This window comes from Ureibacillus chungkukjangi (genome assembly GCF_003217295.1).
Taxonomy (GTDB): Bacteria; Bacillota; Bacilli; order Bacillales_A; family Planococcaceae; genus Ureibacillus; species Ureibacillus chungkukjangi.
Window position 1 is genome coordinate 114465 of record NZ_QJTJ01000002.1, and the last position, 17308, is coordinate 131772.

Sequence of the window (17308 nt, forward strand, 5' to 3'; positions counted from 1 at the left end):
CGGCTTCGCTGAGGAATCTAGCCAGTTTTGTGATTTTTCTAGCCACTTTTGGCGATAATCTAGCCACTTTCCCCACTAATCTAGCCACTTTGAAAATCTGATAGCTTCGATAGAAAATATTTTTTAAATCTCAACTTAATTTAGTTTCTTACTGCAAGAAGATGCTCTTCAACAAATTCCATCTTATGTCTTTGAACATACGCTAAAATTTGATCTTCTATCTTCGGAAAAAGTAGAATTTCATCCAGTTCATTTAAAGGAATCCATTTAACTCCGATTTGGTGGGGATCAGGAGTCTTTGGCAGTTTAGGTACTGTCCCATTTTGAATTTTGCACTCAAAAATCATATGCAAAGAAGGCGTCTCACCATAGTTATTATCATTCAAATGTGGCGCATACTCGTAAACTAAAGCTAACTGACCTACTTCAACATCGATTGAGGCCTCCTCCTTCGCCTCTCTTTTTACAGCCTCCACCACGGATTCGTTCTGCTCAACGCCACCTGCTGGCAGGTTATAATGCACCCCTCGATGATCCTCAAATTCAACTAATAAAATCTTTTCATCCTCAATAATGAGTGCACATGCTCGAACTCTGATTGGATATGTCACTAATGATCCCTCGCTCTCTTAAGGTTTTATAAATTACATTTTATTACATTTCCTATTTTTTAAACAGTAAAAAATCCCCACTATAATTAAAAAGTGAGGATTCTCAAATTGCGTTCTATGCTGTAAAGTTGCCATCATAGCTCAACATAATAGCTGATTTTACGCCTTCTATGTTGGAAATATTATTGATAAAGCTCATATCATTTTCTTTAACACGAATCTCATATGTTACCTCAAAATCATCACCAGGCATAATGGACTTTGATTTTACTGAATGTTTTTTTACATGCTTTGAAATAATGTGTTCCATCGATTTTTCAATAGAGGTTTCATCATAGCGAACTACTAGTAGATAAGGATTTTCTACTCGAATTCGGCTGCCAAAAAGAATTAAAACCCCACCGATTAAAATTGAACCAATAATAACTAAGGGAATAAATCCAGCCCCACATAATATACCCGAAACGATTGCCCAGAATAGATACACGATATCCATCGGGTCTTTTATAGGTGTTCTAAAACGCACAATTGATAATGCTCCTACCATTCCTAGGGACAGCATGACATTAGATGAGATACCAATAATGATTAGGGCCGTTGCCATAGACATGATTATTAAAGAAATATTGAACGTATGGGAGTAAATGACCCCTGAAAAAGTTTTCTTATATACATAGTAAATTAATAAACCTATTATAAAGGCTGCTAATAATCCTATCACTGAATCTACAATTGAAAAGCTGCTTGTTTTTTCTAAAATACTTGATTTAAAAATATCATCAAAATTTACAGTATCCATTTTAATTCCTCCAATTTTATATACTTAACCAAACATTCTGCTGACTTGATATTTTGAATAGGTGCCTTTTTTTCTGTTGCCAAGCTGCAGTAAATACTTAATGACGTCTGGCAGAAACTCGTCATACTTCACTTCAAGAATGACAACTTCTGGGTTTGTGTCAATCATTGCTAAATCAGGATTTAACAAATCTGGATTTCGAAAGCTTGTCTTAATATTACTGTCAAAGGTTACTCTGACATTCCCTTGATCATAGATAAATACTTCCCTTTCATAGTCAACTACCGTTACAGGCTTTATTTGAAACAGGTTCATTTGTAGATATAAACCCTGAATAAGCGATCTCGAATCTTTCTCCATCCAAGCAATATTACCAACTGCTATTTTTTCGTATTCCTCTGCAGTTATGGAGCATTTTTGCTTGTAAGTAAGATTATTTCTTTTACTTTTTTTCTCTAAATTTAAGAAATTCATATTGTAGTCATAGAGTCTTACGCGAAACTTATCCCGTTGATAAAACCCTTCTTTTTTCTCAGTAAGGACTTTGTTATCGAAATTATCAAAGTACACACTACGAATTAAATATTTGCCATCTTTCTTGGCGTGGGGATCCACCCTCATAAAATGCTTTAATTTATTTCTAAGAAGATAGCAATCCATTTTGGAAATTTCATGCTTCAGCTCCGTTCGCCCCATTACCCCGTTTAAGCGTCTTCCTTCCATTTGCCTTACTCCTTTGCTCTGTTCTATGTTTTACATTATTGAGGACAAACCTTAAACAAACCTTAAAAGAAAATGAAGCTAGGAAAATAAATAGAATTTATGGATTTTGGATAGGTTTTGGTTCATCCACTACTTGAAACGCGTTGTCTGCCTACATCCCACTCACAACACGTTTCATCCCCTCTGCTTCCGCTCATCTCAAGCTCGCCACAAAAAAAAGAGACTGCATTTCTGCAATCTCCTACTTTGGTAGTTTGATGATAAAGTTTGTTCCTTTGTTTTCGTTTTTTGTTACTTTGATGGCGCCTCTGTGTTTTTCTACGATCCACTGGGCGATGGATAATCCTAAGCCAACGCCGCCAGTTTCTCTGGATCTTGCTCTGTCTTCACGATAGAAACGTTCAAAAATATACTGCATATTTTCTTCTTTAATGCCAATACCGGTGTCGCTTACTTCAATGACTACTCGATGGTCTTCGATGTAAGTTTTTACGCCAATACTGTCGTTATCACCTGTGTATTTAAGTGCATTATCAAGCAAAATTACAAACAGCTGATGTAATCGGGTTTCGTCTGCTGTTATGGACACAAGACAATTTAAATTTAGCCACAAATGCTTTTGCTGTGACTCGGCAATTTCCTGATATGGCGCACAAACCTTTTGAACAAACTCATCGAATTCAAACGTATTGAATATTAGCTCTGTTTCAGCAGAGTCTGCTCTCGCCAATGTCAATAAATCAGAGGTAAGCTTAGATAATCGGCGTGTTTCAGAAAGACTCAAGGCGATGTTTTCAAATTTGTCGGCAATTCTTTCTTGAGGAGCTCTAAGTAGTAACTCCAATTTATTTTGAATGATCGTTAACGGCGTTCTCAGCTCATGTGAAGCATTTTCAACAAATTCAGCTTGTTTATTCCAGGACTGAATTATTGGCTTCATCATTTTTTTCGATAAAAGGAAGCTCGCTGATATAGATAGAATGATGAAAATTACCGAGCAAATCGTTACAAGCTTTACGAAGTTAGCGATAATAATTTGTTCAGCATCTACATTGATTAGTAGCTGCGTATAAGCTACACCATCCTGATTATTTGGATTTTCAAAAAGAAGATATCTAAAATGATATAATTCATCAATGGATGTCATCGTAATTTCGTCTATTTTGGTTTTATCTAGCTGATAGTCCGAAAGATAATTATCATAAAATAGTGATCCCATATCCCCTTCATTCACCATATTTCCAGCCTCATCCCAATGGATAACCACGATTCTAGGGTTAGGATTATTTCTATTTTGATCGGTTAAAGGAGGGTCCTGATTTCCCTTTCCAGGCTGGGGCCTCATATCTGTTCCCACATTCACATCATCAGTAAGTTTTTCTTTAAATAATTTCAGCTCCTCATCTGCATGAGAATATAGCGTATTTTGAACCTGTCCAAAAATGATGAAACTGAAAATCGTGAAAATGACCGTAAAGGCTAGTAAGTTAAGGAGCATAAACTTAAATTGCTGCTTACCGAAAATTGTTTTATTAAACATTTTCTTCACCACTGTCGCTTAGCATATAGCCCAATCCTCGAAACGTTTTAATGTATTGGTCGTAGCCATACTTCTTTAAATTTTTACGCAAATTGCTCGCATACACTTCCACCACTGTTGTTGAGGTGTCGGACTCAAATCCCCAGATTCGGTCGAAAATTTGCTCCTTTGTTAAAATCGCATTTTTATTATTAAGTAAGTACTCTAATAAATCGAATTGCTTGCCGTTTAGCTTCAGCATTTCCCCGTTTATTTCTGCGGTTTTATTTTTAATGTTTAGTTTCAGCTCCTTAAAGGTAATTACATTTTCCTTTAATAATCCGCCGCTTCTTCTCACCATTGCCTCAAGTCGCAGCAACAGCTCTTCTCGGTGGAAGGGCTTAACTAAATAGTCGTCCGCGCCAACTTTGAACCCTTGAATTTTGTCATCGATGCCATCCTTGGCAGTTAGCATAATTACCGGGGTCATGATATTTTGCTTACGCAAGCTCTGCAGTACCTCATAACCGTTCATAGAGGGAAGCATGATATCTAAGATAATGACATCAAATATATTTTGTTCCGCAAGAAATAACCCTTCTTCCCCATCAAATGCCTGCTCTGCCTGAAACATTTCCTTTACCGTTTCACATATAGAGTCAGAGAGGTTTTTGTCATCTTCAATGATTAGTAGCTTCATATCCCTGTTCCCCCTTTTCTTCATTAAATTTCTACGTTTGATTATATGTCCAATTTCTAGAAATGCAAATTTTATTTTTTTAAGGTTGCTTTAAGGTTGGTCATTAATAATAGCCTCATACCCAACAATAGCTTTCAAAATTCGAAATGAAAAGGAGTTAAATTTTATGAAGAATTCTAAACTTATAAAAGTGGCAACACCTTTTATGATGTGTAGTGCGTTATTATTTGCTTGCAGCGATAATACAGAGGAGGTCAAAACTACGAGTGATCCAGCTGTTGCCGAGGCAGAGAGCTTAAGTACTATTGGTAATCAGGAAATTATTAGTGTGATTAACGAGAAGGTTTCTTATTCAGATGATGATTTTTATAGCGAGTGGAAAAATGCCACTTCTATTAAATTGAATGGCGATAGTGCGAGCTTTGATGGCAACGGAGGCGTAGTCATTGATGGAAGTACGATTACAATTCGAACTTCTGGTGTTTATGAAATCAGCGGAAAATTGAATGATGGTCAAATTATTGTGAATGCAGAGGATGAAGGAACTGTTCGGCTGATTCTTAATGGTGTGGAAATCAGTTCATCGACTAGTGCGCCTATTTTTGTAGAAAAGGCAGAAAAAACGGTTGTTTCATTGGAAGATGGAACTGAAAATATTTTAAGTGATGGCGAAAATTATGTTTATGAAAATTCAGATGATGATGAGCCAAATGCAGCCCTATTCAGTAAGGATGACCTTACAATAAACGGGGATGGCACTTTAATCGTGAATGGCAATTACAATAACGGAATTGCCTCTAAGGATGAATTAAGAATTACTAGTGGGACAATCCAAATTGAAGCAGTAGATGATGGGTTAATGGGACGAGACCTCGTTGCTGTTAAGGATGGAGAGATAAGTATTACAGCTGGTGGAGATGGCATTAAATCTACAAACGATAAGGATGCTTCAAAGGCTATTATTGCTATTGAGGGTGGTAGCTTTGACATAGAGGCTGCCAATGATGGGATTCAAGCTGAAACCTCTCTACTAATTGCTGATGGAGATTTCACTATTACAGCTGGTGGTGGTAGCCCTGAAACGGTTGAGACGAATGAAAATAATAGAATGCCTGGCATGCCGGGTGAAACGAATACAACTACTACGAGTACAAGCACGGATTCCGAAAGTACGAAGGGGTTAAAAGCAACTGTGGAAGTGGCTATCGGTGGTGGTAGCTTTACAATTGATTCCTTGGATGATGCTGTACACAGTAATAATTCAATTACCATTACTGGTGGAGAGCTAAATTTAGCTACTGGTGATGATGGAATTCATGCCGATACATCCATTTTAACTAAGGGTGGAATCATCGATGTTACAAAGAGCTATGAAGGAATTGAAAGTAAAAGCATTACCATTGCAGATGGTGAAATTCATGTAAATGCAACGGATGACGGCATTAACATAGGCGGTGGAAATGATGGGTCAGGTCGTGATTTTGCCGCTACTGAAAATGCAGAAGAGAATGTCCTATCTATTAATGGTGGATACATCTATGTCAATGCTATGGGAGATGGACTTGATTCGAACGGTTCGATTTCCATGACAGACGGAACGGTTATTGTCAGCGGTCCTTCCAATAATAACAACGGGGCACTAGACTATGATCAAAGCTTCGAAATTAGCGGTGGGCTACTTATTGCTTCAGGCAGTTCAGGTATGGCTATGGCGACTTCTGAAGAGTCCGCGCAAAGCTCGATTCTAATGACATTTACCGAAACACAAGCAGCAGGAACCGTGCTTCAGCTTGAAGATAGCAACGAGAATTCCATCGTGACATTTGCTCCGGACAAAGACTATCAATCTGTGTTAATCAGTTCCCCACAGCTTACGAAGGATGGGTCTTATAAGCTTATCTCAGGTGGAACGTCTACAGGCTCTGAAACTGATGGATTATTTACTGATGGAACAATCCAAGGAGGGTCAAATGAAGTCGAGTTTACGGTTTCTGATACAGTTACATGGTTAAATGAATCAGGTTTAACAGAGCAAGGTGCTAATGGTTTTGGTGGTATGGGAGGACCTGGTAATGCAGAAGGAAATCCAGGTGGAAGCCGTGGCGATATGTTTGCAGACTTAGATGAGGAAACTAGACAAAAAGTCCAAAGCATTATGGACCAACAAAGAAACGGCACGATTAGTCAGGAAGAAGCCCAAGAGCAACTTTCCGAACTAGGTGTGGAGCTTCCATTTGGAGGACAAATGAAAGAACCTGGTCAACCAGAATAGGATTTAAAGAAGTCAAATTTAGCCCAAGTTACTCAATGAATTTCGTTGAGTTGCTTGGGTTTTTTTATGTATTTTCCCTTTCCTCAAGAATTCTCTAAACCGTTTTTAATTTATGCTATACTTTAGCAAAGGGGGTAATATTATCAAATATTTCAAAACTTTTGACTCGTTATTTATTGTAGCAATTACTCTTTTATTCATTTATGATTACTTTCCTACTGTTCCCTTTGCTAGTGCGATTCCAATGGGCGTAGTGATTTTTCTTATTTTGGGTTCACTCCTATTTAACTTTGTGCTAAAAAAATACAATGAGACAGATTTAAAAACTGAGGTAATATGGAAGATTATTATAATTTTATATGTACTCTTTCTTCTTTGGCTGTTCCCACTGCTAGGTGGCCAATCTGTTTCAGGCATTAGCTTTAGTGATGGCGGTTTATATATCATCATCTTAATTTCCTTATTCGATATTTATTCCAAATGGAAGAAGCTAAAAGTTAATCATTCTGAAGCTTAACAAACATATATAAAAGCGTATTCGGTAAATTAAACGAATACGCTTTTTCGATTAGAATGACCTATCATTTTTGTACCTCAAATACTAATCTGCTTTTTCCTATAGCCGTACCGTCTTCCCAAACAAACAGCAACTCGTAAATTTTATCGTAAGCTATGTCTGTAATCACTAATTGAAAATTCTTTTGTTCATCTGGAAGCATTTCGGTTTCCCCAACCTGATTAAAATCGGTTGTGTATACTCTTACTTCCACGCTGTTTGGAGCAGGAATCATATGATCCCACTTCACATTAAATCTATCACCGATTTTATCCTTTATGTTTTTATCAAATCGACCATTTAATTTATCCTCTTCGGTACACTCATTCCAACAAACCTCTTGATAAAAGGAATCAAAGCCGACCCCATCATTTAGCGAGATTATGGGATGTGCAATCGATTCAAAAGAAGGAAGCTGCACCTTCTCCTCTATCGATATACTTTCTATCGGTTGTGGTTTTGGCTGCTCTTGAATTTCTGCTGTCTCTTCCTGAATCTCTTTTTCATTTGTACAGCCTGTTAAAGCAAGTAAGATTATTAGTGCTCCTATTAGTTTTTGCATGAGGTTCCCCTTATCAACGGTTATGGCCAATATATTGCATGACATTTTCTATATATGTATCTACCGGTTTACTAGTATCCACTACTAAATAGGGATCATCCTCCGACTTTTTACTATTTTCAATTGTGTTTTGAAAAGCTTCCATCGATTTCACTTCTTTTATTTGGCTTAGCTTACTTTCACGATTTTTAAGTCGGAAATTTACCTCGTCAAAGTCATTTAAATAACATTCAACATATTTATATTTTACATTGTATTTCTTCGCTAACGTTGTTCCATTCCTCACCATTTCATCATATAAACATGGACTATCAAAAATCACGCTTTTCCCCTGTGAGAGATAGAATTCTATTAAGGCCCAATCAACCTTGTATGAAATCTTTCCCAAAAGATTTTCTTCAAGCTTTGTTTCCGCTACATTTTCCAATAGTGCCGTTTTTGAAATATCATGGTCAACGATGATAGCATCTACTCTTTTTGCAATTTCACGAGCTAATGTAGATTTTCCCGAACCAGGGAAACCAGACATTTGTAAAAAAAACATTGGAACCCCCCACTATATCTCATCAAAATTATAAATAAACTCTCCCTGATAATCCTTTAGCAAAGGCGTTACTTTAACAAGAGCATTTAAATTTAACTCACCGTAAATATGTGGATAGGTGCGACCGTAATTACCGTCATCCTCCCATTTAATCTCGGCCTCTACCTTATTAGTGTCTATAAATAAAAGAACTACTGGCTCTAAAACATCTTTAAAGTTAGGTGCTACTCTCCAAAAATTTTCAATAGACGAGCAATGTATATACCCAAATGCCTCAATTGATTCCCTGCCATAATATACATTATCCTTCGCTTTCTCCCAAGTGCTCTCTTTGAGACAATGTAAAATAATCATTTGAGCTCCTCCTCTCACTTCTAGATTTGCGATTTATTCCTTACTAACCAAAAAGCATCGTCCTTCAAAGCCGCCCCGTTCTTCATACTTTTTCTGGCGTACTTGTTCAACCTGGTCAATCGTTACTTGATGTGTCTTAGCTAAGGAATGAATAACCTCCAAAATATCTGCAAGCTCCTCAGTTGCAGCTTCTTTAGTGGATGAAGCCAAATACTCGTTAACCTCTTCCAGGAGCTTTTTCTTCAGCTCTCTGATAAACGTCTTTTCATCTAATATCGTAAACTGGCTTTTTTCACCACTAGCTTCTATGATACTAGGGATTTTATCTCGAACTAATTTATTAAAGGTAAGCATTGTTTTCTCCTGCTCTCTAGAATCTCGCCTTACCATTCAAGAGCTGCTGACGAGAATATTTATCTAATCGAATATAGTCTTTTGTTTTTGATATTAGGATGGAATGTCTGTCAGTAAATTCATCTAATTCTAAACATACATTTTTAGGTTCAAAGTTAATAATTCGTAATGGTAATCCTTTTTTTAATTTAATGATTGCACTCTTTTGTGCCCATCCAGTTCGAATAAATTTCACATGTTTAATGTCCTCAGGGTATATTATTCTTTTATATAGCTGGATTGTAAAAAAATTAATTTCAAAAGTGAGCGTGTTTTCTTCGATGTAAAACTTATATTTTATAAAGGCTAACGAAAAAAATATAGCTAGAATAGCTATTTGTAAAATTAATATCTCTCTTTCTCGCCCCTCAACATTGATTGTTGTGTTTAACACCATGACAAAAGTCAGAGAAATCAGGGGTCCATTTGGTAGTGAAGCTGTGAAAAGAAATTTAGACTCTTTTTTCCTTCTTCCTTTTATCTCCTGAGCACTTATCAAAATCATTGAAGAGACCAAGCTAAAAATTGACACTATGTAAATATATTCCCAATCGTATTTTAACTCGAACCAAGAACTCATTAACAGCTGGATCAATAGCGCAGGCAATAATAAAATCATTAAAATGTTTGAAATATGTTTAATCAAGGACACCTCACTTTAACATTATTTTACTATTTTACCATTAATGGATAAGGGAATGGGATAGCTATTTTGGATAATTCTATTTGTTTCATACATAAAGTTATCATTCTCTCTTCCAAATCAATTGCCCGCGCTCAATTACCGATTCCCAAGAATCCTTTTCAAGGAAAACTTCATTGGCATCAAACTCAACATAATACACGGCATCGATTTTCTCACTCTCAGGAAGCCCGAAGATATAGTCATATTCATCTTGACCATTATTTTCATCCAAAAGGTTCCTTGTAGGTGAATGGGCAATGGTTTTTGTATAATAAATAAAACTCACATTCTTTTTCTCGCCATCCACTACAACTGAAATCGGATGCGTTCCATAAACACCAGCATGGCTTTTTCCTAAATAATGAGAAACCAATTGATCATTTTGAGTTTCGATTTTAATCAGATTCTCTGAATATGGAATAACTGTTTTATAATAAAAGACATAGTTAAAAGCACCGAATAAAATTATAGCCGTTCCTAAAATGGAACCCATGGCAATCATAAACTTTTTATTGCGCCACTTTTTCTTAATGGCTTTCAGAAGAGATTCTTTGTTTTCAACAGGAATGTAGAGCTCCTGTTTCATCGACTCATATTCCTTTCGACAGTTCTCACAATCCTGTAAATGCTTGTCTACCATTTCTGTTGTATCCTGACTCACTACTCCATCAATATAGAGAGGTAAAATATCTTGGATGATTGTACACTTAATCTCTTTCATGATTGATCGCCTCCATATGCTCAATTATTTGTTTCCGCGCTCTGTAAAATGTCACCCTAGCCCACCCCGCACTTTTTCCAAAGAGTCTTCCAATTTTCTCAAAGGGCAGTTCTCCAAAGGCTCGCAGTGAAAACACTTCCTTATAAGGCTCTGCCATCGTATGGAGAAACTCGTGAATCGCAAAGGCCCCTTCTTCATTCATCAAATGACTTACAAATTGAACTCCTGTATCTACTACTTCATCAATATCTAACTCTATTTGTCTATTATTTCTTTTGTAGTATGAGAAATATGTATTTTTGGCAATCGTATAAAGCCAAGCTCTAATGTCCTTAGAACCATCGAATTTGTCGATAGCTTTTAACGCTTTAAAAAATGCTTCTTGGGTAATTTCTTCAGCTATTTTTCATCTCGGCTTAAAGAAATGTTGTACAAATAAACCTCTTTAAAATATTTACGATAGATTTCCTCGAAGTTCATAGCCATGCCTTTTTCACCCCTTTCACTTATATAACTTCGGATATAAAGAAACGTTACAAAAAAATGAGAATTTTTTATTTCAATTCTATTCCAGGATTGGCTTTTGGACTTACTAAGTTTGTTATTGGGCATAATAAGTTTAAATTTCAAATTTAGGAGCTTATACTATGCCGCGAAAGTCATCCCAAACAAATGAAGAATCAGAAACTGTAGAAATAGAAGAAGTTGATAAAGCATCAAATAATCTACAAAATGAAATCGACAACCTCTCACGAATGCTAGCTGCCGTACTGGATTATTTAGCTGATGAGGAAAATGAAGAAATCGACATCGAATACCTTTTCGATAAAACTGAGGGTCTACGAGAATGGCGCAAGCAATACCAAGAAAAAAATCGAAAGCTAATCGAGGATGAAATCAAGAAGTCCCTAGGTAATTTATCATTCGAGGAATTGCAACGAATACGGGAGCAGATAAAAGAGAAATAAGTATATGGAGGATGTTGCTGGTTTCATTGGCTTTATGAAGGGGGAATTTTAGATTTTGGCTCGGCTTTTTGTCTTTCATTCGATTGATGAAGGATAATTTTCAGATGCTGGCTCGGCTTTTGTCTTTCATTCGCTTGATGACAGACATTTTTCAGATACTCGCTTTCGGTTTTGTCTTTCATTCGCCTGAGGACAGACGTTTTTCAGATGCTTGCTTTCGGTTTTGTCTTTCATTCGCCTGAGGACAGACATTTTTCAGATGCTTCCTTTGGATTTTGTCTTTCATTCGCTTGATGACAGACATTTTTCAAATGCTTGCTTTCGGTTTTGTCTTTCATTCGCTTGATGACAGACATTTTTCAAATGCTTGCTTTGGATTTCGTCTTTCATTCGCTTGATGACAGACATTTTTCAGATGCTTCCTTGGCTTTTTGTCTTTCATTCGCTTGATGACAGACATTTTTCAGATGCTTCCTTGGCTTTTTGTCTTTCATTACCAGCATGAATGCCACTTTTCAAATTCCGCTCAATATTTTTGGCGTTCATCACCCTTATGAATGCCACTTTTCAAATCCAGCTAAATATTTTTGGCGTTCATCTCCTTCATGAATGGCACTTTTACAATCCAGCTAAATATTTTTGGCGTTCATCACCCTCATGAATGCCACTTTTCAAATTCCGCTCAATATTTTTGGCGTTCATCTCCTTCATGAATGCCACTTTTCAAATCCAGCTAAATATTTTTGGCGTTCATCAACCTCATGAACGCCACTTTTACAATCCCTCTCAACCTTTTTGGTGTTCATCACCCTCATGAACGCCACTTTTACAATCCCTCTCAACCTTTTTGGTGTTCATCTCCCTCATGAACGCCACTTCTCAATCTCCCGCTCAACCAGTTTGGCGTTCATCACCCTCATGAATGCCACTTTTCAAATCCAGCTCAACCAGTTTGGCGTTCATCTCCTTCATGAACGCCACTTCTCAAATCCCGCTCAATCTTTTTGGCGTTCATTACCCTCACGAACGCTACTTTTCAAATCTCGCTAAGCAATATTAGTCTTCATTACCTTCATTAACCACGCTTCGTCTATGTTTCCGCTTGTTCATTCACCTGATTCCAGAATCACCTCTACGAAACTCCTTTTCCACCCTTTGTTTTAAGAGTACTGATTCTTTCCATGCCGGTTATGATTGGTTTGGCTCGTTGAATTAGCTTTTGGGTAGCTTCAAGAGTAAGGGATGCTTGGTGTGCTTCTTCGTTACTCCATACTTCATAGACAAACACCGAATTTGGCTCGTCTGGTGAAATATTAATAAGGTAAACCTCACATTCTATTAGATCAGCCATTGATTCTGCGGCTTCTAGTAAAATCTCTACCAGTGTGTCACGTTCACCGTCCTGTACCGTAAACTTGCCAAACAAACTGAATTTGTTCATTTCGTCCTCCATGATTTTGACTTATGAGTATTATTTCTACATAGTCACTCTTTTAACCTCTTACTAAAAGAGGCCTCATTCTAAATTGATGAGGCCCCGTCGCATTCTTTCAATCTTCTATTCTAAACTCGCAAACTTAGCTAAATCGTTACGATTTCCTATTGTTACTAGAATATCGTCAGGTTGAAGTAATTCGTCCGGCGATGGGGAAACGATAATATCGATGCTGCTTCTTAAAATCGCGATAACACTTACTCTAAATTTTGCGCGTATATCAAGCTCCTTCAAGCTTTTCCCGATCATTTTCTTAGGTAATAAAACTTCTTCAATATTATATTCCTTAGACAGTTCTATATAGTTCAGCATGTTGGGTGAGAGTAGCTGATTTGCAACGCGTTCGCCCATATCTCGTTCAGGATAGATAACCCAGTTTACCCCGATTGTTTCTAAAACCTGCCCATGACGTTTACTTGTTGCCTTGGCGATAATTTTTTCGATGCCCAGATTTTTGAGAAGCATCGCTGTGAGAATACTGGATTGGATATCATCGCCAATAGCTACAATGACACAATCAAAATTCGTGATTCCTAAAGCAGTAAGTGCCTTCTCTTCACTAGCATCTGCTATAGCGCTATCTGTTACATAAGGCTCCGCACTCTCAACTCGTTCCTCACTAATATCAATTCCTAACACCTCTTGCCCAGCTTCATGTAATCTTCTTGCGATGCTTGTGCCGAATCTTCCTAAACCGATTACTGCATATTGGTTTCTAGCCATTTTTTAACTCTCCCTATTTTGAAATTATCCAATCATCATATTTCCTTTTGGTCGTTTAAAAGCTTCTTTTGTTTGTCTTTTTGTAATAGCAAAGCCTAAAGTTAACGGTCCTAGCCTGCCAATAAACATTGTAATCACAATCAAGATTCGTCCGATTGGCGACAATTCTGGTGTTAAACCCATTGAAAGGCCTACCGTACCAAATGCAGAGGTTGCTTCAAACAAATACATCATAAAATCATGGCCATGCTCCGTAATGCTAAGCAAAAACGTAACCAGAATTACAATCATCATCCCACTTACCGCAACTGTAAGAGATTTTAAAATTGTCTCTTCGACAATACGTCTTTTAAATAAAACGACATCTTCTTTCCCCTTTAGCTGCGCCATTACCGTAGCCATTAACACTGCAAAAGTAGTTACTTTAATACCACCGGCTGTAGATCCTGAGCCCCCGCCGATAAACATAAGGAAAATCGTCAAGAACAAGGTTGCATATGTCAAATCTGCCATCGACAAAGTATTGGCGCCTGCTGTTCTAGGCGATATCCCATGGAAAATAGCTCCCAATATTTTCCCTTCCATATTCAAAGGACCTAGCGTTCTCACATTTCCATACTCAAATAAGAAGATTAAGATGGACGCCCCTACAATCAGAATAGCTGTTGTCGTTAATACAACCTTAGTATGGAGTGAAAGCTGCTGTGTTTCACGATACTCATACAATTCATTGATAACAACAAAACCAAGTCCACCGATAACGATAAGTCCACAGATTGTTAGCACTACAAACGGATCATCTACATAGCTTGTTAAACTGCTGAAATCCCCAAAAATATCAAACCCTGCATTATTAAAAATAGAAACACTATGGAAAATCCCAAAGTAAACTGCCTCTCCATACGGCATATCAAACGCAAAACGCATAGCTAATAAAAAGGCACCGATTCCTTCTACAATCACTGTAAAGAGCAAAATTCGTTTCACTAACTTCACCATTCCAGCAGTAGAAGTCGCATTATAGGCTTCCTTGAGAAGAATTCTTTCCTTAAGCGAGATTTTTTTCCCTAGCAATGTAAATAGAAACGTCGCAAAGGTCATAAACCCTAACCCGCCAATTTGAATCAGTACCAAAATGACGATTTCACCAAACTTCGAAAAGGTATCTCCTGTATCAACCACGACAAGTCCTGTTACACAGGTAGCGGAAGTGGCAGTGAATAATGCATCTAGGAATGATAAGCTAACACCATTAACCGTTGCTATAGGAAGCGTCAGTAAAAATGCTCCAACTAAAATCACCAATGCAAAGCCTAGCACTAATATTTTAGAAGGATTAAGACCCTCTAAAAGTATATTTTTCATGTTTCTTCTCCTCGATTTCAAAGTAAAAATGACTACTAAAATTAGCTTCTTCTCTTAAACTACTTGTTTTTTGGCATAATAAAAGACCGCATTTAATACAAGTCGCTTATCTGTTGGATTTACCAACAAATTGGCACCTTGAATTAGGCGGTCGTATAGACCTCCTTCGCTTTAGCCGACGAAGTTAGCTGACGGGTAGGATGGCGAAGAAGCTAGAATCATCCTTTCTGCAATTTGCAGAATTAACCCCAAAAGATCGGGTCCTCCGTTCTCATTTAGAGATTTGGCCATTTATTATTCACTTGATTTCGGATTCATTCTACTCCTCGAATTGTCACTTGTAAATATGAAAATAATTACAAATTTACGCATAAAAAAAGAACCATTTTGTTTATGGCCCCTTTAACATTTGCTTATTTAAACTACCACTTTTATCTCTTTAAAGACATATATGCAGATGGATCTAATGCTTCGCTCTCGATAACAATTGCCGTTAACCCAGTATCAGTCTTTGTTTCATGCCATTCATCTCTCCCCCAAAACACGGCATCGCCTGTCTGGACAGTAATGTATTCTTCCTTATCCCCACGGACATATCCTTCTCCATTTAAGACAAGAAAAAGCTGAGGAACAACTGCTTGGTGAAAGCCAACAATACCATTTGGAGCTAAATACATACACCCAATATTTGCTTTCCTATCTGTTTGAATAACGCGCGCCATTACAAAATCTGAATTGAATTGTGCGATTTGCTTTCCGTCTTCCTTACCAAATCTATAAAATTTCATGGATATATATCTCCTTTTATATATTTTCCGTTCTATTCCAAATTCTCTTAACCTCTTTCAATTCCTGGTATTCAAAGGTTAGTTTATAAATGTCTGGCATATCGAGGGTTTTCCAGAAATTAAAGTCATAGTTTTTATCGAAATGGTTCAGAATAAGCGTCATCAAATTACCATGGGTTCCGATAACAACATTTTTTCCTTCGCAGGTAGTTAACAGATTTTTTAACGCCTTTACCCCCCTTTTTTGAGCGTCCATATTGGATTCTCCACCTGACCAGGAAAATGTAGGCTCGACCCATACCTTTGTAATAGCGGCTTCAAAATCCTCCACAGCTCCTATGGATAAAGTGCGTTCTTTAAAATTTTCTTCTAATAAAACGACCTTTTCTCTAAAATTTGCAATTCCTTCTACAGTTTGAATGGCTCGTTTATAGGGACTCGAAATGATAATATCAATCTCTTCATTTTCAAATAGCTTCTTTATTTTTTCTGCATCAATAAACCCGCGTTGAGATAGTGGTCTCCCTAACTCATCCGGAGAATATGTAGAGTAGGCATGACGTACAAGGTACAAATTAGTTAGCAAGCTTCACACTTCCTTCAATGTTTTTTGATATGTAATTAGTGTTGGTGCTGGTAAAAATGAAAAGTATTTTAACATCTTTAAAGCAGCAGAGTCCGATGTATCAATTTCGGCTTCGATAAACTGCACGCCCTTTTCAAAGGCATAGTTTATTTGCTTAGCTGTTAGCATCAGTAGAATTCGAGAATCTGCATCATCTCTGGTTCCTCTCCATCCAAATTCAAATTGGTTTGGGTGGTTAGAATGGTGCAACAGAGCGTATGCGTGGACTACATTATCCTTCAGTAAAATAAAACTTCCATCTAGAATGGTATCTTCATCGAAAATCAACTCTTCCCATTTCTCTAAACTGTGCTCACCTACCGGATTTGCTTGATGTGTTTTTGCATAGTTATCTTTAACAAGTTGTGTGAGTTCTTCCTTCAATTCTGGATTATTCACTACGCTATTTAAGTCTTTTAAGTGTAAGCACTGTATGTGAAGGTTCCCATAATCTAGCTTAGAGGTTTTCAGCAAAGGTGAGTATGTCCGCCTTACCTCTTTGAACCCATTATCCTCGTAAAAGTTTTTTAATTTATATGAAGTTTCCCAGATGGAGGTTTGTAGCGGCGATTGTATATCTTCTAACTGATACAACGAGCCAATCAAAGCAGCTTCGATTTCATAATCTAGGTGCGATTTTGAAACTATTGAGAAATATGTACAATGTGGATGAAATACTGATTTCCATGCCGTTAGTAAGCCTACTAATTGATTATTTTCTAATGCTTCTATAGTGACCAAATTTGTATTTATATGTAAGCCCCGTAAAAAGTAATCACGTGTGAAATCATCTCCTGCCCAAGTCGTTACCAGTTCCTTAATGAGTTCAATATCTGGAGAATTATTGTTTTGAATAGTGAAATCTCCTGTAGTCATTTTATCCCTCCCTAACCCTTTATCGAAAA

General features: G+C 37.2%; 24 protein-coding genes and 1 riboswitch. Of the genes, 3 read left to right on the top strand and 21 right to left on the bottom strand.

Features of this window, described 5'->3' with window-relative positions:
* Window positions 1-140: 140 nt before the first annotated feature.
* The 5 genes from BJ095_RS02335 to BJ095_RS02355 form a co-directional block, all read right to left on the bottom strand.
* Window positions 141-611: an NUDIX domain-containing protein gene (locus BJ095_RS02335; RefSeq protein ID WP_107931883.1), complete on the bottom strand. Its 471-nt coding sequence runs from the start codon at window positions 609-611 to the stop codon at window positions 141-143.
* Between the two features lie 115 nt (window positions 612-726).
* A complete protein-coding gene (locus BJ095_RS02340) occupies window positions 727-1410 on the bottom strand; it encodes a DUF4956 domain-containing protein (RefSeq protein ID WP_107931882.1) in 684 nt (227 codons plus the stop codon).
* A gap of 24 nt (window positions 1411-1434) precedes the next feature.
* Window positions 1435-2133, bottom strand: coding sequence for a polyphosphate polymerase domain-containing protein (locus BJ095_RS02345; protein WP_107931880.1), 699 nt, complete (start codon window positions 2131-2133; stop codon window positions 1435-1437).
* Between the two features lie 241 nt (window positions 2134-2374).
* Window positions 2375-3673, bottom strand: coding sequence for a sensor histidine kinase (locus BJ095_RS02350; protein ID WP_107931878.1), 1299 nt, complete (start codon window positions 3671-3673; stop codon window positions 2375-2377).
* A complete protein-coding gene (locus BJ095_RS02355; protein ID WP_107931876.1) occupies window positions 3666-4352 on the bottom strand; it encodes a response regulator transcription factor in 687 nt (228 codons plus the stop codon). The genes BJ095_RS02350 and BJ095_RS02355 overlap by 8 nt, the downstream gene beginning before the upstream one ends.
* Window positions 4353-4518: 166 nt before the next feature.
* On the opposite strand from BJ095_RS02355, the gene BJ095_RS02360 reads away from it, so the two are divergent.
* Window positions 4519-6624 (top strand): carbohydrate-binding domain-containing protein, encoded by a 2106-nt coding sequence (locus tag BJ095_RS02360; RefSeq protein ID WP_107931874.1) that lies wholly within the window; start codon window positions 4519-4521, stop codon window positions 6622-6624.
* 268 nt (window positions 6625-6892) lie between these two features.
* Complete coding sequence (locus BJ095_RS02365) at window positions 6893-7141, top strand: hypothetical protein (protein ID WP_235867550.1); 249 nt, start codon at window positions 6893-6895, stop codon at window positions 7139-7141.
* 64 nt (window positions 7142-7205) lie between these two features.
* On the opposite strand, the gene BJ095_RS02370 is transcribed toward BJ095_RS02365, so the two are convergent.
* From BJ095_RS02370 to BJ095_RS02400, 7 genes are all read right to left on the bottom strand, one after another.
* Complete coding sequence (locus BJ095_RS02370; protein WP_107931872.1) at window positions 7206-7742, bottom strand: type 2 periplasmic-binding domain-containing protein; 537 nt, start codon at window positions 7740-7742, stop codon at window positions 7206-7208.
* Window positions 7743-7755: 13 nt separating this feature from the next.
* Complete coding sequence (locus tag BJ095_RS02375; protein ID WP_107931870.1) at window positions 7756-8286, bottom strand: AAA family ATPase; 531 nt, start codon at window positions 8284-8286, stop codon at window positions 7756-7758.
* A gap of 12 nt (window positions 8287-8298) precedes the next feature.
* A complete protein-coding gene (locus BJ095_RS02380; RefSeq protein WP_107931868.1) occupies window positions 8299-8640 on the bottom strand; it encodes a DUF952 domain-containing protein in 342 nt (113 codons plus the stop codon).
* A 33-nt stretch (window positions 8641-8673) separates the two neighbouring features.
* A complete protein-coding gene (locus BJ095_RS02385; RefSeq protein ID WP_107931866.1) occupies window positions 8674-8994 on the bottom strand; it encodes a nucleoside triphosphate pyrophosphohydrolase in 321 nt (106 codons plus the stop codon).
* Between the two features lie 16 nt (window positions 8995-9010).
* Window positions 9011-9652 carry a hypothetical protein gene (locus BJ095_RS02390; RefSeq protein WP_146223190.1) on the bottom strand — a complete coding sequence of 214 codons (642 nt, stop codon included), beginning with the start codon at window positions 9650-9652 and terminating at the stop codon, window positions 9011-9013.
* A 127-nt stretch (window positions 9653-9779) separates the two neighbouring features.
* On the bottom strand, window positions 9780-10439 hold the full coding sequence (locus BJ095_RS02395) for a zf-HC2 domain-containing protein (RefSeq protein WP_107931862.1): 660 nt from the start codon (window positions 10437-10439) through the stop codon (window positions 9780-9782).
* Complete coding sequence (locus BJ095_RS02400; protein WP_328588990.1) at window positions 10426-10842, bottom strand: sigma-70 family RNA polymerase sigma factor; 417 nt, start codon at window positions 10840-10842, stop codon at window positions 10426-10428. Before BJ095_RS02400 ends, BJ095_RS02395 begins: the two co-directional genes overlap by 14 nt.
* 244 nt (window positions 10843-11086) lie before the next feature.
* On the opposite strand from BJ095_RS02400, the gene BJ095_RS02405 reads away from it, so the two are divergent.
* The gene (locus tag BJ095_RS02405; protein WP_107931860.1) at window positions 11087-11407 is read left to right on the top strand and encodes a hypothetical protein; all 321 of its coding nucleotides are present in this window, start codon (window positions 11087-11089) and stop codon (window positions 11405-11407) included.
* Window positions 11408-11439: 32 nt separating this feature from the next.
* Here the strand turns inward: BJ095_RS02405 and BJ095_RS18915 are convergent, their stop codons facing one another.
* From BJ095_RS18915 to BJ095_RS02435, 9 genes are all read right to left on the bottom strand, one after another.
* On the bottom strand, window positions 11440-11589 hold the full coding sequence (locus tag BJ095_RS18915) for a hypothetical protein (protein ID WP_181417935.1): 150 nt from the start codon (window positions 11587-11589) through the stop codon (window positions 11440-11442).
* Complete coding sequence (locus BJ095_RS19340; protein ID WP_268968843.1) at window positions 11586-11711, bottom strand: hypothetical protein; 126 nt, start codon at window positions 11709-11711, stop codon at window positions 11586-11588. The genes BJ095_RS18915 and BJ095_RS19340 overlap by 4 nt, the downstream gene beginning before the upstream one ends.
* A 30-nt stretch (window positions 11712-11741) precedes the next feature.
* Complete coding sequence (locus BJ095_RS19345; RefSeq protein ID WP_268968844.1) at window positions 11742-11867, bottom strand: hypothetical protein; 126 nt, start codon at window positions 11865-11867, stop codon at window positions 11742-11744.
* Window positions 11868-12539: 672 nt separating this feature from the next.
* The gene (locus BJ095_RS02410) at window positions 12540-12848 is read right to left on the bottom strand and encodes a putative quinol monooxygenase (RefSeq protein WP_107931859.1); all 309 of its coding nucleotides are present in this window, start codon (window positions 12846-12848) and stop codon (window positions 12540-12542) included.
* A 117-nt stretch (window positions 12849-12965) separates the two neighbouring features.
* Window positions 12966-13625 carry a potassium channel family protein gene (locus BJ095_RS02415; RefSeq protein ID WP_107931857.1) on the bottom strand — a complete coding sequence of 220 codons (660 nt, stop codon included), beginning with the start codon at window positions 13623-13625 and terminating at the stop codon, window positions 12966-12968.
* A gap of 24 nt (window positions 13626-13649) precedes the next feature.
* The gene (locus BJ095_RS02420; protein WP_107931855.1) at window positions 13650-14990 is read right to left on the bottom strand and encodes a TrkH family potassium uptake protein; all 1341 of its coding nucleotides are present in this window, start codon (window positions 14988-14990) and stop codon (window positions 13650-13652) included.
* Between the two features lie 158 nt (window positions 14991-15148).
* Window positions 15149-15289, bottom strand: a riboswitch (cyclic di-AMP (ydaO/yuaA leader).
* A gap of 132 nt (window positions 15290-15421) precedes the next feature.
* The gene (locus BJ095_RS02425; protein WP_107931853.1) at window positions 15422-15778 is read right to left on the bottom strand and encodes a cupin domain-containing protein; all 357 of its coding nucleotides are present in this window, start codon (window positions 15776-15778) and stop codon (window positions 15422-15424) included.
* A 16-nt stretch (window positions 15779-15794) separates the two neighbouring features.
* Window positions 15795-16364: a histidine phosphatase family protein gene (locus BJ095_RS02430; protein ID WP_107931851.1), complete on the bottom strand. Its 570-nt coding sequence runs from the start codon at window positions 16362-16364 to the stop codon at window positions 15795-15797.
* Window positions 16365-16367: 3 nt separating this feature from the next.
* The gene (locus BJ095_RS02435) at window positions 16368-17279 is read right to left on the bottom strand and encodes a hypothetical protein (protein ID WP_107931849.1); all 912 of its coding nucleotides are present in this window, start codon (window positions 17277-17279) and stop codon (window positions 16368-16370) included.
* Between the last annotated feature and the right edge of the window lie 29 nt (window positions 17280-17308).